Origin of the sequence: Streptomyces sp. NPDC005423, from assembly GCF_040606415.1 — a bacterium.
In the GTDB taxonomy this organism is placed as follows: Bacteria; Actinomycetota; Actinomycetes; order Streptomycetales; family Streptomycetaceae; genus Streptomyces.
This window is the reverse complement of the sequence record NZ_JBEXET010000019.1, coordinates 26,491-42,416: the sequence shown is the minus strand read 5'-3', so window position 1 is coordinate 42,416 and position 15,926 is coordinate 26,491. Positions and strand designations below refer to the sequence as shown.

General features: G+C 71.3%; 14 protein-coding genes. All 14 read right to left on the bottom strand.

Going from position 1 to position 15,926, the window contains the following annotated elements; translation table 11 throughout:
• Positions 1-49: 49 nt before the first annotated feature.
• The 14 genes from ABZT12_RS20905 to ABZT12_RS20840 all read right to left on the bottom strand — a co-directional run bounded on the left by ABZT12_RS20905 (position 50) and on the right by ABZT12_RS20840 (position 15,857).
• Positions 50-844, bottom strand: a complete 795-nt coding sequence (locus tag ABZT12_RS20905) for an HAD family acid phosphatase (protein WP_356386403.1) — start codon at positions 842-844, stop codon at positions 50-52.
• A gap of 150 nt (positions 845-994) precedes the next feature.
• Positions 995-2,119 carry a chondroitinase-B domain-containing protein gene (locus tag ABZT12_RS20900; RefSeq protein WP_356386400.1) on the bottom strand — a complete coding sequence of 375 codons (1,125 nt, stop codon included), beginning with the start codon at positions 2,117-2,119 and terminating at the stop codon, positions 995-997.
• 23 nt (positions 2,120-2,142) lie between these two features.
• Entirely contained in the window at positions 2,143-3,309 is a 1,167-nt protein-coding gene (locus ABZT12_RS20895) for a pectinesterase family protein (RefSeq protein WP_356386398.1), read from the bottom strand.
• A gap of 126 nt (positions 3,310-3,435) precedes the next feature.
• Positions 3,436-4,704, bottom strand: coding sequence for a pectate lyase (locus tag ABZT12_RS20890; RefSeq protein WP_356386395.1), 1,269 nt, complete (start codon positions 4,702-4,704; stop codon positions 3,436-3,438).
• Positions 4,705-4,763: 59 nt separating this feature from the next.
• Positions 4,764-5,552, bottom strand: a complete 789-nt coding sequence (locus ABZT12_RS20885; RefSeq protein ID WP_356386392.1) for a rhamnogalacturonan acetylesterase — start codon at positions 5,550-5,552, stop codon at positions 4,764-4,766.
• Positions 5,553-5,585: 33 nt separating this feature from the next.
• A complete protein-coding gene (locus ABZT12_RS20880) occupies positions 5,586-6,923 on the bottom strand; it encodes a sugar ABC transporter substrate-binding protein (RefSeq protein ID WP_356386389.1) in 1,338 nt (445 codons plus the stop codon).
• Between the two features lie 88 nt (positions 6,924-7,011).
• Positions 7,012-8,541: a family 43 glycosylhydrolase gene (locus ABZT12_RS20875; RefSeq protein WP_356386387.1), complete on the bottom strand. Its 1,530-nt coding sequence runs from the start codon at positions 8,539-8,541 to the stop codon at positions 7,012-7,014.
• Entirely contained in the window at positions 8,538-9,383 is an 846-nt protein-coding gene (locus ABZT12_RS20870; protein WP_356386384.1) for a PmoA family protein, read from the bottom strand. Before ABZT12_RS20870 ends, ABZT12_RS20875 begins: the two co-directional genes overlap by 4 nt.
• Positions 9,383-10,528: a Gfo/Idh/MocA family oxidoreductase gene (locus ABZT12_RS20865; RefSeq protein WP_356386381.1), complete on the bottom strand. Its 1,146-nt coding sequence runs from the start codon at positions 10,526-10,528 to the stop codon at positions 9,383-9,385. Before ABZT12_RS20865 ends, ABZT12_RS20870 begins: the two co-directional genes overlap by 1 nt.
• A 94-nt stretch (positions 10,529-10,622) precedes the next feature.
• A complete protein-coding gene (locus ABZT12_RS20860; protein ID WP_356386378.1) occupies positions 10,623-11,519 on the bottom strand; it encodes a carbohydrate ABC transporter permease in 897 nt (298 codons plus the stop codon).
• A complete protein-coding gene (locus ABZT12_RS20855; protein WP_356386375.1) occupies positions 11,516-12,451 on the bottom strand; it encodes a sugar ABC transporter permease in 936 nt (311 codons plus the stop codon). Before ABZT12_RS20855 ends, ABZT12_RS20860 begins: the two co-directional genes overlap by 4 nt.
• Positions 12,452-12,547: 96 nt before the next feature.
• Positions 12,548-14,287, bottom strand: coding sequence for an L-arabinonate dehydratase (gene araD, locus ABZT12_RS20850; RefSeq protein WP_356386372.1), 1,740 nt, complete (start codon positions 14,285-14,287; stop codon positions 12,548-12,550).
• Positions 14,284-15,192, bottom strand: coding sequence for a dihydrodipicolinate synthase family protein (locus tag ABZT12_RS20845; protein ID WP_356386369.1), 909 nt, complete (start codon positions 15,190-15,192; stop codon positions 14,284-14,286). Before ABZT12_RS20845 ends, araD begins: the two co-directional genes overlap by 4 nt.
• The gene (locus ABZT12_RS20840; protein ID WP_356386366.1) at positions 15,189-15,857 is read right to left on the bottom strand and encodes a GntR family transcriptional regulator; all 669 of its coding nucleotides are present in this window, start codon (positions 15,855-15,857) and stop codon (positions 15,189-15,191) included. Before ABZT12_RS20840 ends, ABZT12_RS20845 begins: the two co-directional genes overlap by 4 nt.
• Positions 15,858-15,926: the final 69 nt, after the last annotated feature.

Here is a 15,926-nt window from a genome sequence, read left to right as displayed (position 1 = left end):
CGTCCGTGCCGCACGTCCCGCGACCGCGGCCGGAACCGCCGAACGGGGATCAGCCGACGAAGTACGTCGGGTTGGGGATCTTGTAGGTCTTGTCGGCGTAGCCCCCGTCGAGGTCGGAGTACTGGTCGCCGAAGTTGGCGACGATGTCGTACCCGAGGCTCTCGATGTGCTTGCGGGTGCCGGACTTGTACTGGACGGTGGTGCAGGTCCAGGCGCCGGCGGTGGCGCAACCGCTCAGGTACGACGGCGGGTTGGCCGTGTCCTTGAGGAACATGTGGGCGGCGTCGAGGTTGACGTCGGCGCCGATCTTCTTCAGGTTGGCGACCGCGTAGGAGCGCTGTGCCTCGCTCAGACCGGAGTTGTAGAAGACCGTGACGCCCTTGGACGCCGCGTACGTCACCAGCTCGGGGCTGCCGAAGACGGCCGGCCGGTTGGCCTGGGCCACGTAGGCGGCCCAGGAGGCTGAGCTGTAGCCGTAGTTGTTCTTCTTCTCGTAGTCGAGGCTGAGCAGCAGCGTGTCGTCGATGTCGAAGACGACCGCGGGCTTCTCGCCCCGGTGGTGGTCCTTGCGCGCCGCCTGGTCGATGTACTTCCTGGCGGCGGCGTCGACACGCGCCAGGTCCTCGGCGTAGGGGCTGGTCGCCGACGCCTGGTACACACCGGCGCTGTCGAGCGTGGTGCCGTAGTAGGCGTCGATGTCCTTCGTCAACTGCCCTATGTTGTAGGGCTCGTGGGTGGAGTTGGCCGTCGACTGCCCGGCCGTGGCGACGCCCGTGCCGTAGAGGGCGCCACCGGCGACGACACAGGCGGCGCCGATGGCGGCCGCTCTGAGAGACTTGCGCATGGAATCTCCGGATCTGGTTGTCGGGTACTGCACCAGGTCAGGGATTGTCTACGCGCATCACACCGCGGATGCGAGGACCTTTATCCGATCGATACGCAATCCGCGGTCTCCCGGGCGACCGCCACGGACCGAACACGCGGAGCCGGCCGCCTAGTTCATGGTCGCCCCGATCGTCGAGCTGCCGGTGGTGAGGAACGTGGTCGCCGGCAGGGTGCCGCTCGACGAGCGGGCGTTGTACGTGGTCGCCGCGTTCGTGGAGACGAAGGCCGGGGTCGAGATGCCCGAGTCCCAGTTGTTGCCGGACGAGGTGACCGAGGAGCCCTTGCTGACCGAGCCGCTGCCGTTGCTCACCGCGAGGTTCTTGCCGAGCTTGGCGGAGCTGGTGGCGAAGTAGTAGCCCCAGTTGCCGTTGGCGTACGCGGTGGTGCGGTTGATGACGAGGGCACCGGTGTTGGAGTTCTCGGTGAAGCCGTTGCCCGCGTTGCCCCAGGCCGCCGAGTTGTTGATGACGTGGGCGACGACCTCGCCGTCGCCGCCGAGCTTGTAGCCGTTGCCGTCGCCCGCGAAGGACGAGTCGGACCAGCGGTTGACGCCGTTGCCGAAGGACCAGGTGTGTTCGACGGTGACCGGGGTGGAGAAGGACCAGAAGTCGATGCCGTCGTCGGAGTTGTTGTAGAGCCGTGCGCCGGTGACGAGGTTTCCGCTGCCGGAGCCGAACTTGATGGCGACGCCGTCCGCGTTCTCGCCGTGGGTCGCGGCGTCGTAGTTGCCGTAGGAGTCCAGGTTCTTGACCGTGTTGTTGACGGTGCCGTCACCGGTGAGCGTGAAGCCGGAGTCGCCGCCGTTGATGGTCTTGACGTTGTTCCAGTTGGTGCCGGTGCAGGACTGGCAGACGACCGCGCTGTCCGGGGAGTTCTGGAAGGTGAGGTTGGAGACGTTCCAGTAGTCGGCCGTCAGCTTGAAGATCCACGAACCGGACGGCAGCGACGAGCCGTCGATCTTGACCGTCTCGGAGCCGTACGCCGTCAGCGTGACCGGGTTCGACGAGGTGCCGTTCGTCGTGGACTGGAGGGTGGCCGTCGGGTAGTAGGTGCCGGCGCGCACCTGGATGACGGTGCCGGCGGTGGCACCGGAGATGGCGCTGGTCAGTTCGGCGGTCGTGTCGACGACGACCGTCGCGGCGTGCGCCGGGGTGGCCGACAGGCCGAGCCCGACGGTGGCGGTGACGACGGAGAGGGCGGTGAGGAGAGCGCGGGTGCTTCTGATGCGACGCATGACGTGCGGGTCCTTTCGTCGGTTCAGAGCGAGCGGGGTGAGGGGTGCCAGTCGCCGAGGTAGGCCGCGGGGGTGTGCGACCGGGCCTCGCCGGCGGTGAGTTGGGGCCGGTTCTCGGGGACGGTGACCACCGCGCCCGGTCCGGTGTTCCGGTACTCGGCGAAACGCTGCGCCTGCCAGGGACGGGTGTCCGACATGGTGGCGTACGGCGCGACCGCGTCGAGCCCGGCGCCGAGCAGCGTGTCGCGGACGGTGAGCATCGGACGCGCGGTGGGGTCCGAGCCGGGCACCCAGGGTCTGGCCAGCTTGTAGAAGCCGTCCGGGGCCGCACTGCTGACGCGGCTGTGCGTCACCAGATATCCGCGCGGGTCGGCGAGGGCGGTCGAGGGCGCGAAGGCGAAGCCGTACGGCGGTGCCGTCAGGTCGGCGCGGTCCAGGGTGCGGAAGTGGCAGTGGTCGTAGACGGCGGTCGCGCGGCCGAAGACGAAGTCGACGTCTCCCTCGATGTGGCAGCGGGAGTAGTACTGCCGGGCGAAGACACCGAGGGCCGACGAGTCGGCGTACAGGGTGTCCTGGTGGCCGAGGAAGCGGCAGTCGAAGAAGGCCGAGCGGTCGCCCTGCACCTTGATCGCGACGGCCTGGGTGCCGGTGATGTCCGGGTGGTCGGCGCGCAGCCAGTCGTTGGCGAAGGTGATCCAGCGGGCGGTGAACCCGTCGGTGCGGATCAGCGTGGTGGTCGAGCCGGTGGTGCCGTAGGTGCCCGAACCGTCGGGTTTCGGGGTGCCGTTGGCGTTGTCGTAGACGATGACGACGTCCCGCGGGTGCTCGCTCGCGCCGATCCAGGTCATCTCGGAGGCGGCCTCGGAGAGCGTGCCGGTCGCCGGGTCGACGACTCCGGCGCTGACCGTCTCGCGGTAGACACCGGGGGCGACGACCAGGGTGTGTCCGGCGGTGGTGGCGGCGGTGACCGCGGCCTGGACGGTGGTGAAGTCGCCCCGGCCGCGCTGGTCGACGTAGAGCGTGCGAGGGGTGAGGCGAGCGGCCGGCGAACCGTACCGGCCGAACGGGCGGGGGCCGCCGGCCGCCCGGGCGGATACCGGGGCGAGGGCGAGCGCGGCGCCCGTGGCGGCGCCCGCCGTGAGGAACCGCCGTCTGGAGAGGCGGGGTCGAGGGCGGTGGGGCGAGGGCATGCGGGTGCTCCTTCGCGGTGGGGGTGGTGCCGGGGTGGTGGCGGTACGTCCTCCTGGTGGCAGGTCGGCGGCCGGGCGGGGCGGGGTCGGGTGGGGGCCGCCCCGCCCGGCCGGTGCGGGCGGCGGTCAGCGCAGTCGGCCGGCGCCCGCACCGTGGTCCACGACGGACGGCACGGCCCGTACGGGGTCGATGCTCGTGCGCAGGGTCGGTGTCCAGCCCGCGCCGGACCGCAGGATCTCGCCGGGCACGCCCGCGTTGTGCGCCGCGATCAGATCGGTGCGCCTGCCGTTGACGTAGTTGTCGTCGGCGGTGAGCGGCGCGTCGGACCACTTCTTCAGGACGGTCGCGTTCGGGACCCCGGCCGGGAGGGTGAACGCGTTGTGTTCCGCGACCAGTTGGGACTCCAGGCCGATGCCGTAGCTGTAGCCGTAGCCGGAACCGGCGACGAAGTGGTTGTTGTAGGAGTCGACCTGTCCGAAGCGGACCCGGGGCGCGCGTTCGACGAGGTTGGAGAACAGGTTGTGGTGGAGCGTGACCTTGAGATGGCCCCGGTCGACGGCGGCGGTGGCCGCGCTGTCGCTGTTGCCGATCAGGATCGTCTTGTCGTGGTCGGCGAAGACGTTCCAGGAGGCCGTGACGTAGTCGGCGCCCTTGACGATGTCGAGTTCACCGTCGTGCTGCTCGAAGACACGGCCGTAGTAGGTGGGCAGCGAACTGTCCGGGTGGGCGCCGTCGGTGAACGTGTCGTGGTCCAGCCAGACATGGGTGGAGCCGTAGAGCACGGCGCTGTCGTACTCGGAGTTCCAGTTGCCGGTGGAGCCGTCGGTGGGGTCCCACTGCGGGAAGCAGTCCAGCGGGGTCTCGAAGGACAGGTTGCGCACGATCACGTTGTCGACGGCCTTGATCTGGAGGCCGGCGCCCTTGAAACCGGCTCCCCTGCCGACGCCGACGATGGTGGTGTTGGCGGGGACGTACGCCTCGATGGCGGTGTTCTGCCGCGCGGCGGAGACGCGGCGCAGGCCCTCGGGGCTGTCGGCGGGCTCGTCGTCCAGGTTCTGGTCGTAGCCCCAGACCGCCGGATCGTAGGTGGCGAGGTACTGGGCGAAGTCGTAACCGGGCGCGGCGAAGGAGTCGCAGCCCTCGGCCTCGGCGTCGATCGTCCCCTTCACCTTGATGATCTTCGGTGCGGTGCCGCCGTCGGCGAGGGCGGCCTTGAAGCCGGCCCAGTCGGTGACGGTGTAGATGTGCTCGGGGGCGGCACTCGCGCCGCCGGTGGTGCCGGTGCCGTAGGAGGCCCAGCCGTCACCGGCGCCAAGGGTCCCGCGGGCGGGGTCGCGCGGGTGGGCCTGCGCGGTGGCCGTGGTGGCGGCGAGGGTCAGGACCGTGCACCCCACCAGCGCAGCAATGACACGTCCATGACATCTTGAAGTACGCACTGTGCGGGTCTCCTTGCCTACGCTTCCGGGGCGTCGGTCGCCTCGGGCCAGGTGATCCAGGACGTGGGCACGTCCTGGTGCAGCCGGACGACGTCACGCGGCGCGAGCACCCGGGTGCGCGCCGACTCCCGCGCCACCAGCCGCGCCACGGCGATCGCGCCGGGCGGATTGAAGTGCGTGTTGTCCTGCTCGGTCGCCGTCCAGTTGAAGTAGACCTTCGTCTCCTCCACACCGAGCCGCTGCCACAGCGCGAGCGACAGCGCCTCGATGTCCAGCAGCGCCACGCCCTCCTCCTCGGCGAGCGCGCGCATCGCCGCTGGATAGTCGCCGTGGGTCGGCACGGCGTTGCCGTCCGCGTCGAACCTGCGCCGCTCGACGGGGGTCGCGAGCACGGGACGGGCGCCACGGCGCCGGGCCCCGTCGAGGTAGAGCCGGAGATGGTCCTGGTACGTGGTCCAGGGCTCGGTGTAGCGGGCGGGGTCGGCGCTCTTCTCGTCGTTGTGGGCGAACTGGACGAGCAGGAGGTCGCCGGGGCGCAGGACGGCGAGGATCGCGTCGAGCCGGCCCTCGTCGACGAAACTCTTCGAACTCCGGCCGTTCACCGCGTGGTTGGCGACTCTCACCGCTCTCCGGAGGAAGAACGGGAGGGCCATGCCCCAGCCGGTCTCGGGAGCCTCGGTGGAGTACTTCTGGGCGGCGGTGGAGTCGCCGGCGAGGTAGAGGGTACGGTTCCGCCCGCCGCGCGCGCCGCCCAGCGGAAGAGCGGCGAGCGCGCCGGACGTGACCTGTCTGCGGGTGAGGGACACGATGAGTTCACCTTTCGGCTGGTGGCTCCTGGCTCAGTGGTTCTGCTTCCAGTCCGCCTGCGCCTTGTTCAACTGGTCGGCCAGCGTGTCCAGGAACTGCTTCCCGGTCACCTTCCCGAGCAGCAGCTTCTGGAAGTTCGGCTCGTTGTCGGCCTTGGAGATGGTGTTCCAGTCGGGCAGGTAGTACGGCAGTTGCACGATCTTCGTGTCGGCGCCGTTGAGCGCCTCCGCGGCCAGCCGGGTGGGCTCGGCCCGCTGGATCCAGGCGTCCTTGGCCGCGTCGGTGTTGGCCGGCACCTGCCCGGCCGACTCGTTGAACTTGGAGTTCTCCGCGGCCGAGACGGCGAACTCGATGAACTTCCAGGCCGCCGCCTTCTGCTTGCTCGACTTGAAGAGGCTCAGCCCGTCGACGGGGTTGGAGATCTGCACCCGGGAGCCGTCGTCCCGGGTCGGGTTGGGGATGCCCCGGAACGCGCCCGCGCCCAGCGCCTTCACATGGTCCTGGTAGGAGCCGAGGTTGTGGCTCAGCATGCCGATGGTGCCGCTGTCCCACTGGGCGACCATCTTGGTGAAGTCGTTGTTGAGGTCGGCGGACGGGGTGTCCTTCTTGTACAGCGCGATGTACTTCGCCAACGCGGCGACGTTCCTGGGGTCGTTGACCGTCGTCCGGTCGCCGTTCCAGAACGAGGTGATGCCGGTCTGGCCGTACACCGCGTCCAGGGCGGGGGCGATGGAACCCTCGCCGCCCCTGATGGTGAAGCCGAACCTGTTCTTCCGCTTGTCGGTCAGCTTGTCGGCGGCCGCGTAGAACGTCGACCAGGTGGTCGGCGCGGCCAGGCCCGCCGCCTTGAACAGGTCGGTGCGGTACCACAGCGTGCCGTTGTTGGCGGAGGTCGGCACCTGGTAGAGCTTGTCCGCGCCGCCCGCCGAGGTACTGACGTCGAGCAGGTTCTGGCTCAGCCTGCCGTTCAGCGGGGACTTGGCGAGCCGGCTGTCCAGCGGTTCCAGCGCGCCCTGGACCGCGACCTCGGCGAGCATCGCGGTGCCCACGCCGCCGACGTCGGGCAGGCCGCCGCCCTGGATGGCGGTGTCGTACTTGGACTGCGCGCCGGCCGCGGGTATCCCGACGTACTTGACCTTGATGCCGGGGTTCTTCTTCTCGAAGTCCGCGATGATCTGCTTCCAGATGTCGGTGCGGACCCCGCCGTTGTTGTCCCAGAAGGTGATGGTGCCCTTCCCGGAACCCTCGTCGCCCTTGTCCCCCGCGCCGCCGCTGCCGTCGTCGCCGCAGGCGGTGGCGGTCAGCGCGAGCACGGAGCCCAGGGCGACGGCCGTGGCGGCACGTCTGCCTCTGTGGATGCTGTTCTTCATAGGTCGGCTCTCTTCTTCTGGATCCAACAGGGTCTTGAAGGGCTGAGACGGGTCGAGAAGGGGTGCGACGGGGTGAGCGGTGGCGCGCTTACAGAGGGGTGATCCGGAACCGCGTGAACGTCGCCGCGCCGGCGTGTCCCGCGCCGGCCGGGGCGAGCGCGAAGAGCCCGAGCAGGGCCCCGACCCAGCGCCAGGGGGTGGCGGCGAAGACCTCGCCGGAGGAGCGCGGGCCGTCCCCGACGTCGTAGCGGAAGCGGCAGCGGGCGCCGGTGCCGATCTCCACCCGCAGCCGGACCCGTCCCTCGGGCGCGAGGCACGAGCCGCCGGCGTCCCGCTCCCGCTCCGCCACCGGCTCGGCGAACCGGTGCACGAACCGCACGGACCGGTCCTCCTCCCGCCGGAGCCCGATCCAGCTGTACGCGTCCCCGAGCACGGCCAGCCCGGCGCGCGCCCCCGACTCCTCGCTGTGCAGGCGGAGTTCGACGTCGACCGCGGCCGGCACGCCGGGCAGCCGCTGGGTCAGGACGTGCGGCAGCAGGCGCAGGTCGTGGGCGTGGGCCGACCGTACGCAGGCCAGCCGCAGGCCGTCCCCGGAGTGCTGGGTGGCCCAGCCGTCGGCGGGGTTGGCCGCCCACTGCCACTGCCGCCCGTACCGGCCGCCGGGGAAGTCGTCGTCGGTGGCGGGCGCGACGGACGACTGGGCCGGAAGATCCGGCTTCGGGTGTACGGCGACGGGGGCGCCCGCGTCCCCGACGACCGGCCAGCCGTCGCCGTCCCAGCGCATCGGCTGGAGGTGCGCCACGCGGCCGTACGCACCGCGCTGCTGGAAGTGCACGAACCAGTCCTCGCCGTGCTGGGTGCGCACCCAGCCGCCCTGGTGCGGGCCGTTGACGTCGGTGTCCCGCTGCGCCAGGACGACCCTCTCCTCGTACGGCCCGAAGAAGCCGCGCGAGCGGAGGGCGCCCTGCCAGCCGGTCTCCACTCCCCCGGCGGGCGCGAAGATCCAGAACCAGCCGTCGTGCCGGTGGAGCTTGGGGCCTTCGAGGGTGAACCAGCCGGGGATGCGGTCCGCGTCGACGATCACCTTGCCCACGTCGAGAAGTGACGTCCCGTCAGGACGCATACGGTGGCCGGTGAGCCGGTTCTTGACGCCCGCGCGGGATCTGGCCCAGGCGTGCACCAGGTACGCCTCGCCGGTCTCGTCGTCCCACAGGGGGCAGGGGTCGATCAGCCCCCTGCCCTCCTTCACCAGGTGCGGTCGGCTCCAAGGGCCGCGTATCGCGGGCGAGTTGATCTGGAATATGCCCTGGTCGGGGTCGCCCCAGAAGATCCAGAAGCGGTCGTCATGGTGACGCAGCGCCGGTGCCCACACCCCCCGGTCGTGCCGCGGGGTGCTGAACTCCGCGGCCGGTTCCAGGCGTTGGAGGGCGTGGCCGACCAGCGTCCAGTTGACCAGGTCGCGCGAGTGCAGCAGCGGCAGGCCCGGGGCGCGGCCGAAGCTGGAGGCGGTGAGGTAGTAGTCGTCGCCGACCCGTACGAGGTCGGGGTCGGACCAGTCGGCGTTCAGCACCGGATTGCGGTAGGTGCCGTCGCCGAGGTCCGCCGAGGGGAGGCTCATGCGCCGGCCGCCTTCCGCACCAGGGCCGCCGCCTCGTCCCGGCCGAGCACGCCGTCGGCGACGACGGTCACGACCCGCCGTACGATGGTGTCGCCGGGCCCGACCGGCAGCCGCTCGGCGGACGCCAACGACGAGCCCACGCCCGGGTATTCGGCGGTCCGGACGAACCACGGGTCGCGGCGGGTCCGCTCGGTGGCCCCGGCGAGGACGAGGGTCCAGTCGGCACCGGCCAGGGCGAGCCAGTCGGCGCGGGTGCCGTGGATCTCCGGCTCGCCCGCACGGTCGGCGGTGAAGACCCGCGGGGCCGTGTCCTGCCTGCGGGCCCGCCAGAAGAAACCGCCGTAGGTGGCGCCGGGGCGTCCGTTGGTGGCGGAGCTGCCGATCGACAGCGGGCCGGTGGTGCCGTTGGTGAGCGCGAAGGTGAAGTCCAACGCCCAGGCGGTGTCGCTGAGTTCGGTGGCCGCGACGGTGCGGCGCTCGCGCAGCAGTTCGGTGCCGGCGGCCACCCAGCGCAGCTCCTCGACGAACCCGTCCGGGTCGCGGAGCTGGAACGCGGTGTGCCGCTGGGTGCCGTGGTGGTCGGGCTCGACGGGGCCCCGGCCGTGGACGTGAGTCCGCCCGCCCCAGAAGTTGTGCCCCTCGACGTCGGGAACGGCGACACCGACGCCGAGGTGGTGGGTGTGGTCGGCGGGACTCAGCTCGGTGACCGCCGTACCAGCCAGGGTGGTCACGGGGTGCAGGTACGGGCGCGGGGCGAGCCGGGCGGGCAGCTCGGGCCGGGTGACGTACCGGGCGACCGGGCGGCCCGCGACGCGCAGTACCGGGGAGTCGGGGAGTGTCATCAGGTGCTCACCTCTTTCGGCACGGCGGGCGGCGCCCACTCGGCGCCCAGTTCGGAGTAGAGGCGGAGGGTGTCGGCGGCGTCCGCGACCAGGGAGTCGATGCCGGGCACCACGCGGCGCCGCTCGGCGGCGATCGGCCGCCAGGCGTCGGCGGGCAGTTGGGCCGGGTCGGGGGCCCGGCGGATCGCCTCGACGACCTTCATGAAGGCGCCGGTCCCGTCCGGCGGGACCAACAGCGCGGTGCCGTCGGCGAGATGGGCGAGGAGGTTCTCCAGCAGGTCGGTACGGCCGTACCGGAACTCGCGCGGGCCGTGGCCGGGCCGCTGGAGCAGGACGCGGTCCTGCTTGTACCAGTAGGTGATCCGGCCCCGGTCGCCGTGGACGACGACGTACGGCTCGCCGGGGTGTTCGGCGCAGAGGGTGGCGGCGACGGTGACCGGGCGGCCCTGGACGGTGGTGATCCGGACGCACGAGGTGTCGTCGGACTCGATGTCGTTGGCGCGCAGCAGCTCGGTCTCGATGGAGGCCACGTCCTCGGCGCGGGTCGCACCGCCGAGCGCGAGCGCGGTGGCGACGGCGTGCGCGAGCGGGTTGGTCAGCACCCCGTCGATCACGTCGACGCCGTTCAGGCGCCGCTTTCCGGCCCAGGGTGCCCGCCGGTAGTACGCCTCGTCGCGCGCCCAGGCCCCGGCCCCGCCGACGCCGGTCACCGTGCCGACCGCGCCCTCCTCGATCAGGGCCCGGACCGCCGGCACGGCGTGCGAGCCCAGCGACTGGAACCCGATCTGGCAGGCCACCCCGGCCGCCGCGACACCGTCGGCCATCCGGCGGAACTCGGCGTAGGACGGCGCCGGCGGCTTCTCCAGCAGCAGGTGCACGCCCCGCTCCGCCGCCGCGAGGGCCAGGCCGGTGTGGGTGGGGATCGGGGTGCAGACCACGGCCGCCCGGGCGCCGGTCGCGTCGAGGAGAGTGCCGAAGTCGGCCGACTGCGAGGGCAGTTCACCCCCGAACTCCTCCTCGGTCAGCGGGGTCAGTTCACAGATCCCGGCGAGCCGGACGAGTCCCCGGTCCTGGAGCCGGCGGATGTTCTCGACGTGCCAGCGGCCGTGGCCGCGCGCGCCCGCCAGGACGATGGGTACGGTCATGGGTTTCTCCCTGCCTCGTCGGCCTTCGCAGCGTCGGCCTTCGCGTCGTGGTTCGTCGCGTCGTCGATCACCGCGAGCAGGGTAAGCGGTTTCCTCATCCCTTCACCGCCCCGGCGCCGAAGCCGGTGATCAGCCACTTCTGGATGAAGGCGAACACGATCACCACCGGTACGGCGGCGACGATGCCGCCGGCCGCGAGCGCTCCGAGGTCGACGCTGTCGGCGCCCATCAGGGTGTTGAGGCCGACCGGGATGGTCTGCTTGCTCTGGTCGCTGAGGAACATCAGGGCGAACAGGAAGTGGTTCCAGGCGTGCACGAAGGCGAAGGAGCCCACCGCGATCAGCCCGGGGCGCAGCAGCGGGAGCACCACGATGCGGAAGGCGGCGAGCCGGCCGCAGCCGTCGACCCAGGCGGCCTCCTCCAGGGCGTACGGCACGTTCCGGATGAAGCCGCTGATCAGGATCATCGACAGCGGCAGCTGGAAGACGGTCTCCGCGAGGACGACGCTGCCCAGCGAGTTGATCATCCGCAGCTCGGCGAAGATCTGGAAGAGCGGTACCAGCAGCAGGGCGCCGGGCACGAACTGGGAGCAGAGCAGCGCCAGCATGAAGCCGCGCTTGCCCCTGAAGTCGAAGCGGGCGAGGGCGTATCCGCCGGCCAGTGCGACGCCCGTGGTGAGCAGCAGGGTGGCGACCCCGACGTAGACGCTGTTCTGGAAGTAGGTGGCGAAGCTGCGCTCGGTCCACACCTTGTGGAAGTGGTCGAAGGTGACCGGCCAGGGCACCAGGGAGGTCGAGCCGGCCGGGCGGAGCGCGAAGAGCAGGATCCAGTAGAAGGGGATCAGGGTGAAGAGGAGGTAGAGCGCGAGCGGGACGTAGAGCTGCCAGCGCGGTGCCTCGTCCCAGGCGCGGCGGGCCGTGCGGGGGCGCGGTGGCCGGGGTGCCGGGCGCGTCGGTGCGGGGGCGGTCTGGACGGCTTCCTCGGTGATCACTTCTCTCCGCCTCCGAACTTGCTCAGCCGCAGGTAGACGATCGAGCAGAAGAGCAGGATCACGAACGCGACCGTGGTGAGGGCCGACGCGTAGCCGAAGTCGTGGGCGTCGACACTGGTGTTGGCGATGTAGAGCGGCAGGGTGGTGGTCTCGCCGGCCGGTCCGCCGCCGGTCAGGGTGTAGAGCAGGTCGACGTTGTTGAACTCCCACACCGCGCGCAGCAGCGTGGAGAGCACGATGGCGTCCCTGAGGTGCGGCAGGGTGATGTGCAGGAACTGCTTGAACCGGCCGGCGCCGTCGACCTCGGCGGCCTCGTAGAGGTCCTTGGAGACGGACTGGAGGTCGGCGAGGATGAGGATCGCGAAGAAGGGGACGCCTCGCCACAGGTCGGCGACGATCGCGGCGGGGAAGACGGTCGAGGGGTCCGACAGCCAGCTCGTGCCGTACTGGCCGACGCCCAGGTCGGCGAGGTAACGGGTGATCCCCGTCTGGGAGTTGTAGAGCAGCACCCAGATCGCGGAGGTCAGTACGCCCGACACCGCCCACGGGGAGAACACCAGCGCCCGGCCCAGCGAGCGGCCCACGAAGCTCTGGTTGACGATCAGCGCCAGGGCGAGTCCGCACAGGAGCTGGAGCCCGACCTCGACGACGACCCACTGGGCGCTGAAGGTCAGCGTGGACCAGAACTGCGGGTCGTGGGAGAAGGCGTGGGTGAAGTTGCCGAGGCCCGCGTAGCCGTTGCGCCACGGTTTGGTGGGGTTGTAGTTCCGCAGGCTGTAGTAGAAGACGCTGATGACCGGGTAGGCGATGAAGCCGAGCAGGAGCAGGGCGGCGGGGGCGATCAGCAGATACGGCAGTCTGCGTGGCGTCGCGGAGGCACGGCGCCGCCGGGCCGGCGCGGGCGGTGTCGCCACGGCTGCGGCTTGGGCCATGACTCTTCTCCGTTCACTTGCGGTCGGTCGTGTACGGACTGTGCAGGAAGCGCTTACTCGACGGACGTGCGCAAGTCCCGCGCCGCTGCCGGGGGTTCAGCCCGCGTACGGGTCCGGGACCTGGCCCGGCCGGGCCAGGAACTCGAAGTCGCAGCCGGTGTCGGCCTGGGTGATCTGGTCGTTGTAGAGCGCGCCATAGCCGCGCTCGTACCGGGCGGGCGGCGGTGTCCACTCCTCGCGGCGACGCTTCAACTCCGCGTCTTCGACGTTGAGTTGCAGGGACCGCGCCGCGACGTCGAGGGTGATGGAGTCGCCGGTGCGCACCAGCGCCAGCGGTCCGCCGACGTAGGACTCGGGCGCCACGTGCAGCACACAGGCGCCGTAACTGGTGCCGCTCATCCGGGCGTCGGAGATCCGCAGCATGTCCCGTACGCCCTGCCGGAGCAGGTGGTCGGGGAGCGGGAGCATGCCGTACTCGGGCATGCCGGGCCCGCCCTTGGGACCCGCGTTGCGCAGCACCAGCACGCTGTCGGCGGTGATGCCGAGGGACGGGTCGTTGATCGTGCGCTGCATGGTCCGGTAGTCGTCGAAGACGACCGCGGGTCCGGTGTGCTTGAGCAGCCGCGGCTCGGCGGCGATGTGCTTGATGACCGCGCCGTCCGGGCAGAGGTTGCCGCGCAGGACCGCCACCCCGCCCTCGCTCGCGACCGGGTTGTCGCGCGGGCGGATCACGTCGTCGTTGTGCACCCGCGCGCCGGCGAGCTGTTCGCGCAGGGTGTCGTGGGAGACGGTCGGACGGTCCAGGTGGAGCAGATCGGTGATCCGGGACAGGAACCCGGGCAGCCCGCCGGCGAAGTGGAAGTCCTCCATGAGGTACCGCCGTCCGCCCGGCCGTACGTTGGCCAGGACCGGGACCGTACGGGCGACGCGGTCGAAGTCGTCCAGGGTGAGGCGCACCCCCGCGCGGCCGGCCATGGCGATCAGGTGGATCACGGCGTTGGTGGAGCCGCCGAGCCCGAGCACGGTGGTGACCGCGTCCTCGAAGGCGTCGCGGGTGAGGATCGCGGAGAGCCTGCGGTCCTGGTGGACCAGGTCGACGATGCGCAGTCCGGACGCGGCGGCCATCCGGTCGTGCCCGGAGTCCACCGCCGGAATGCTGGACGCGCCGGGCACGGTCACGCCGAGCGCCTCGGCGGCGGCGGTGAGCGTGGACGCCGTCCCCATCGTCATGCAGTGACCCGGTGAGCGCGCGAGGCCGCTCTCCAGCTCGGTCATCTCGCAGTCGCCGATGAGACCGGCCCGCTTGTCGTCCCAGTACTTCCACATGTCGGTGCCCGAGCCGAGCACCTCGTCACGCCAGTGGCCCGGCAGCATGGGTCCGGCCGGCACGAACACGGCGGGCAGGTCGACGCTGGCCGCGCCCATCAGCAGCGCGGGCGTCGACTTGTCGCAGCCGCCCAGCAGGACGGCCCCGTCCACCGGGTAGGAGCGCAGCAGCTCCTCGGTCTCCATCGCGAGCAGGTTGCGGTAGAGCATCGGGGTCGGCTTCTGGAAGGTCTCGCTGAGCGTGGCGACCGGGAACTCCAGCGGGAAGCCGCCGGCCTGCCAGACACCCCGCTTCACGGCCTGCGCGCGGTCGCGGAGGTGGACGTGGCAGGGGTTGATGTCCGACCAGGTGTTGAGGATCGCGATGACCGGCTTGCCGAGGTGCTCCTCGGGGAGGTAGCCGAGCTGGCGGGTGCGGGCGCGGTGGCTGAAGGAGCGCAGCCCTTCGGCGCCGTACCACTGGTGGCTTCTGAGCTCCTCGGGGCGCCTGCGGCCGGCGGGGGCGTTCACAGCGGCCACCCGGCGGCGATGGCGGCGACCTTGGCCCGTGCGCTCTCGGGCAGCTCCCGGCTCGGCGGGCGTACGTCCCGGCGGCAGAGACCGAGCGAGGAAAGCGCTTCCTTGACCACCGTGACGTTGTCCGCGGAACCGTTGGCCCCGCGCAGTTCCTCGAAGCGGCGGATCTGTTCCCACACCTTCATCGCCGCCGGGTAGTCCCCCGAGCGCAGCGCCTCGATCATGTTCAGCGAGACCGCGGGGGCGACGTTGACGAGCCCCGAGGTGAAACCGGTGGCGCCGGCCGAGAAGTACGAGGGCGCGTACGGCTCGGCGAGGCCGGCCACCCAGACGAAGCGTTCGAGCCCCGCGTCCCGGGCGAAGGCGGCGAAGCGCGCCGCGTCCGGCACGGCGTACTTGACGCCGATCACGTTCGGGCAGGCGTCGGCGAGTTCGGCGAGCCGGGCGCCGGGCAGCTGCGCGTTGCGGATGTACGGCACCACGCCCAGATCGGGCACGGCCGAGGCGATGGCCCGGTGGTAGTCGACCCAGCCGCCCTGCGAGACGTACGGGTGGACCGGCTGGTGCACCATCACCATCGTCGCGCCCCGCTCGCTGGCGTGCCGGGCGGAGTCGACGGCGGTCGGCACGTCATGTCCGACGCCGACCAGGACCGCGGCCCGCTCCCCCGCCTCCTCCACGGTCGACTCGGTGACCAGGCGCCGCTCCTGGGGTGTCAGGGTGTAGAACTCGCCGGTGTTCCCGTTCGGCGTGAGGGTACGGATCCCGCCGTCGAGCAGCCGGCGCAGCAGGGCCCGGTGGGCGTCCCGGTCGATGGCGCCGTCCTCGGCGAACGGGGTCACCGGGATCGCCACCACGTCGGCCAGGGCCGCGCGTTGGGCCTCGAACATCGCCGTCATGCCTGACCGTCCTCTCCCTGGAACCCGGACTCCGCCTCGGGGAAGGCCCGTCGCACGAACGATCCGATGTGTGCGTGGAGGGCGCTCGCCGCGCCCTCCGAGTCACCGTCGAGGGCGAGCCGCAGGATCTCGCGGTGCTCACCGGCCTCCCGCTCCCAGGAGGGGGAGGCGGCCCAGGCGACGGCGGCGACGAGGGCGGCCTGGTCGCGCACCTCGTCGAGCATCCGGCCGAGCAGCGGGTTGCCGCACGGCAGGTAGAGGGCGCGGTGGAACTCCCGGTTGGCGAGGGAGCGTTCGGCGGTGTCGGTGGCCCGGTCGGCGCGGGTCAGCGCGTCCCGGGCCGCGTCCAGGGAGGCTCCGCGCCGTACGGTGCGCCGGAGCGCCTCGGGTTCCAGCAGCAGCCGTACGTCGTAGACCTGGCGCGCCATCTCCGCGTCCACCGTGCGCACCGTGACGCCCTTGTACTGGTTCAGTACGACGAGCCCGGTGCCGGCCAGCGTCTTGAGCGCCTCGCGCACCGGGGTCTTGGACACCCCGAACCCGGCGGCGAGTTCGGTCTCGACCAGTGGTCGGCCGGGCGTCAACTGCCCGGTGAGAATGCGGTGTTTGATCCCCTCCAGCACGAACTGCGTGCGGGACGGGATCGGCGTGGGCACAGAGGTCATGCGCGCCTCTCGGATGTCACGGGCCGCGGTCGCCGACCGGTCGCGCACCTCGGTCTCGCGTATCGCGTC

Bases quoted from the DNA above. Each gene is read 5' to 3' on its own strand.
- ABZT12_RS20905 (WP_356386403.1), bottom strand. From the start codon at position 844: ATGCGCAAGTCTCTCAGAGCGGCCGCCATCGGCGCCGCCTGTGTCGTC.
- ABZT12_RS20900 (WP_356386400.1), bottom strand. From the start codon at position 2,119: ATGCGTCGCATCAGAAGCACCCGCGCTCTCCTCACCGCCCTCTCCGTC.
- ABZT12_RS20895 (WP_356386398.1), bottom strand. From the start codon at position 3,309: ATGCCCTCGCCCCACCGCCCTCGACCCCGCCTCTCCAGACGGCGGTTC.
- ABZT12_RS20880 (WP_356386389.1), bottom strand. From the start codon at position 6,923: ATGAAGAACAGCATCCACAGAGGCAGACGTGCCGCCACGGCCGTCGCC.
- ABZT12_RS20875 (WP_356386387.1), bottom strand. From the start codon at position 8,541: ATGAGCCTCCCCTCGGCGGACCTCGGCGACGGCACCTACCGCAATCCG.
- ABZT12_RS20870 (WP_356386384.1), bottom strand. From the start codon at position 9,383: ATGACACTCCCCGACTCCCCGGTACTGCGCGTCGCGGGCCGCCCGGTC.
- ABZT12_RS20865 (WP_356386381.1), bottom strand. From the start codon at position 10,528: ATGACCGTACCCATCGTCCTGGCGGGCGCGCGCGGCCACGGCCGCTGG.
- ABZT12_RS20855 (WP_356386375.1), bottom strand. From the start codon at position 12,451: ATGGCCCAAGCCGCAGCCGTGGCGACACCGCCCGCGCCGGCCCGGCGG.
- ABZT12_RS20845 (WP_356386369.1), bottom strand. From the start codon at position 15,192: ATGACGGCGATGTTCGAGGCCCAACGCGCGGCCCTGGCCGACGTGGTG.
- ABZT12_RS20840 (WP_356386366.1), bottom strand. From the start codon at position 15,857: ATGACCTCTGTGCCCACGCCGATCCCGTCCCGCACGCAGTTCGTGCTG.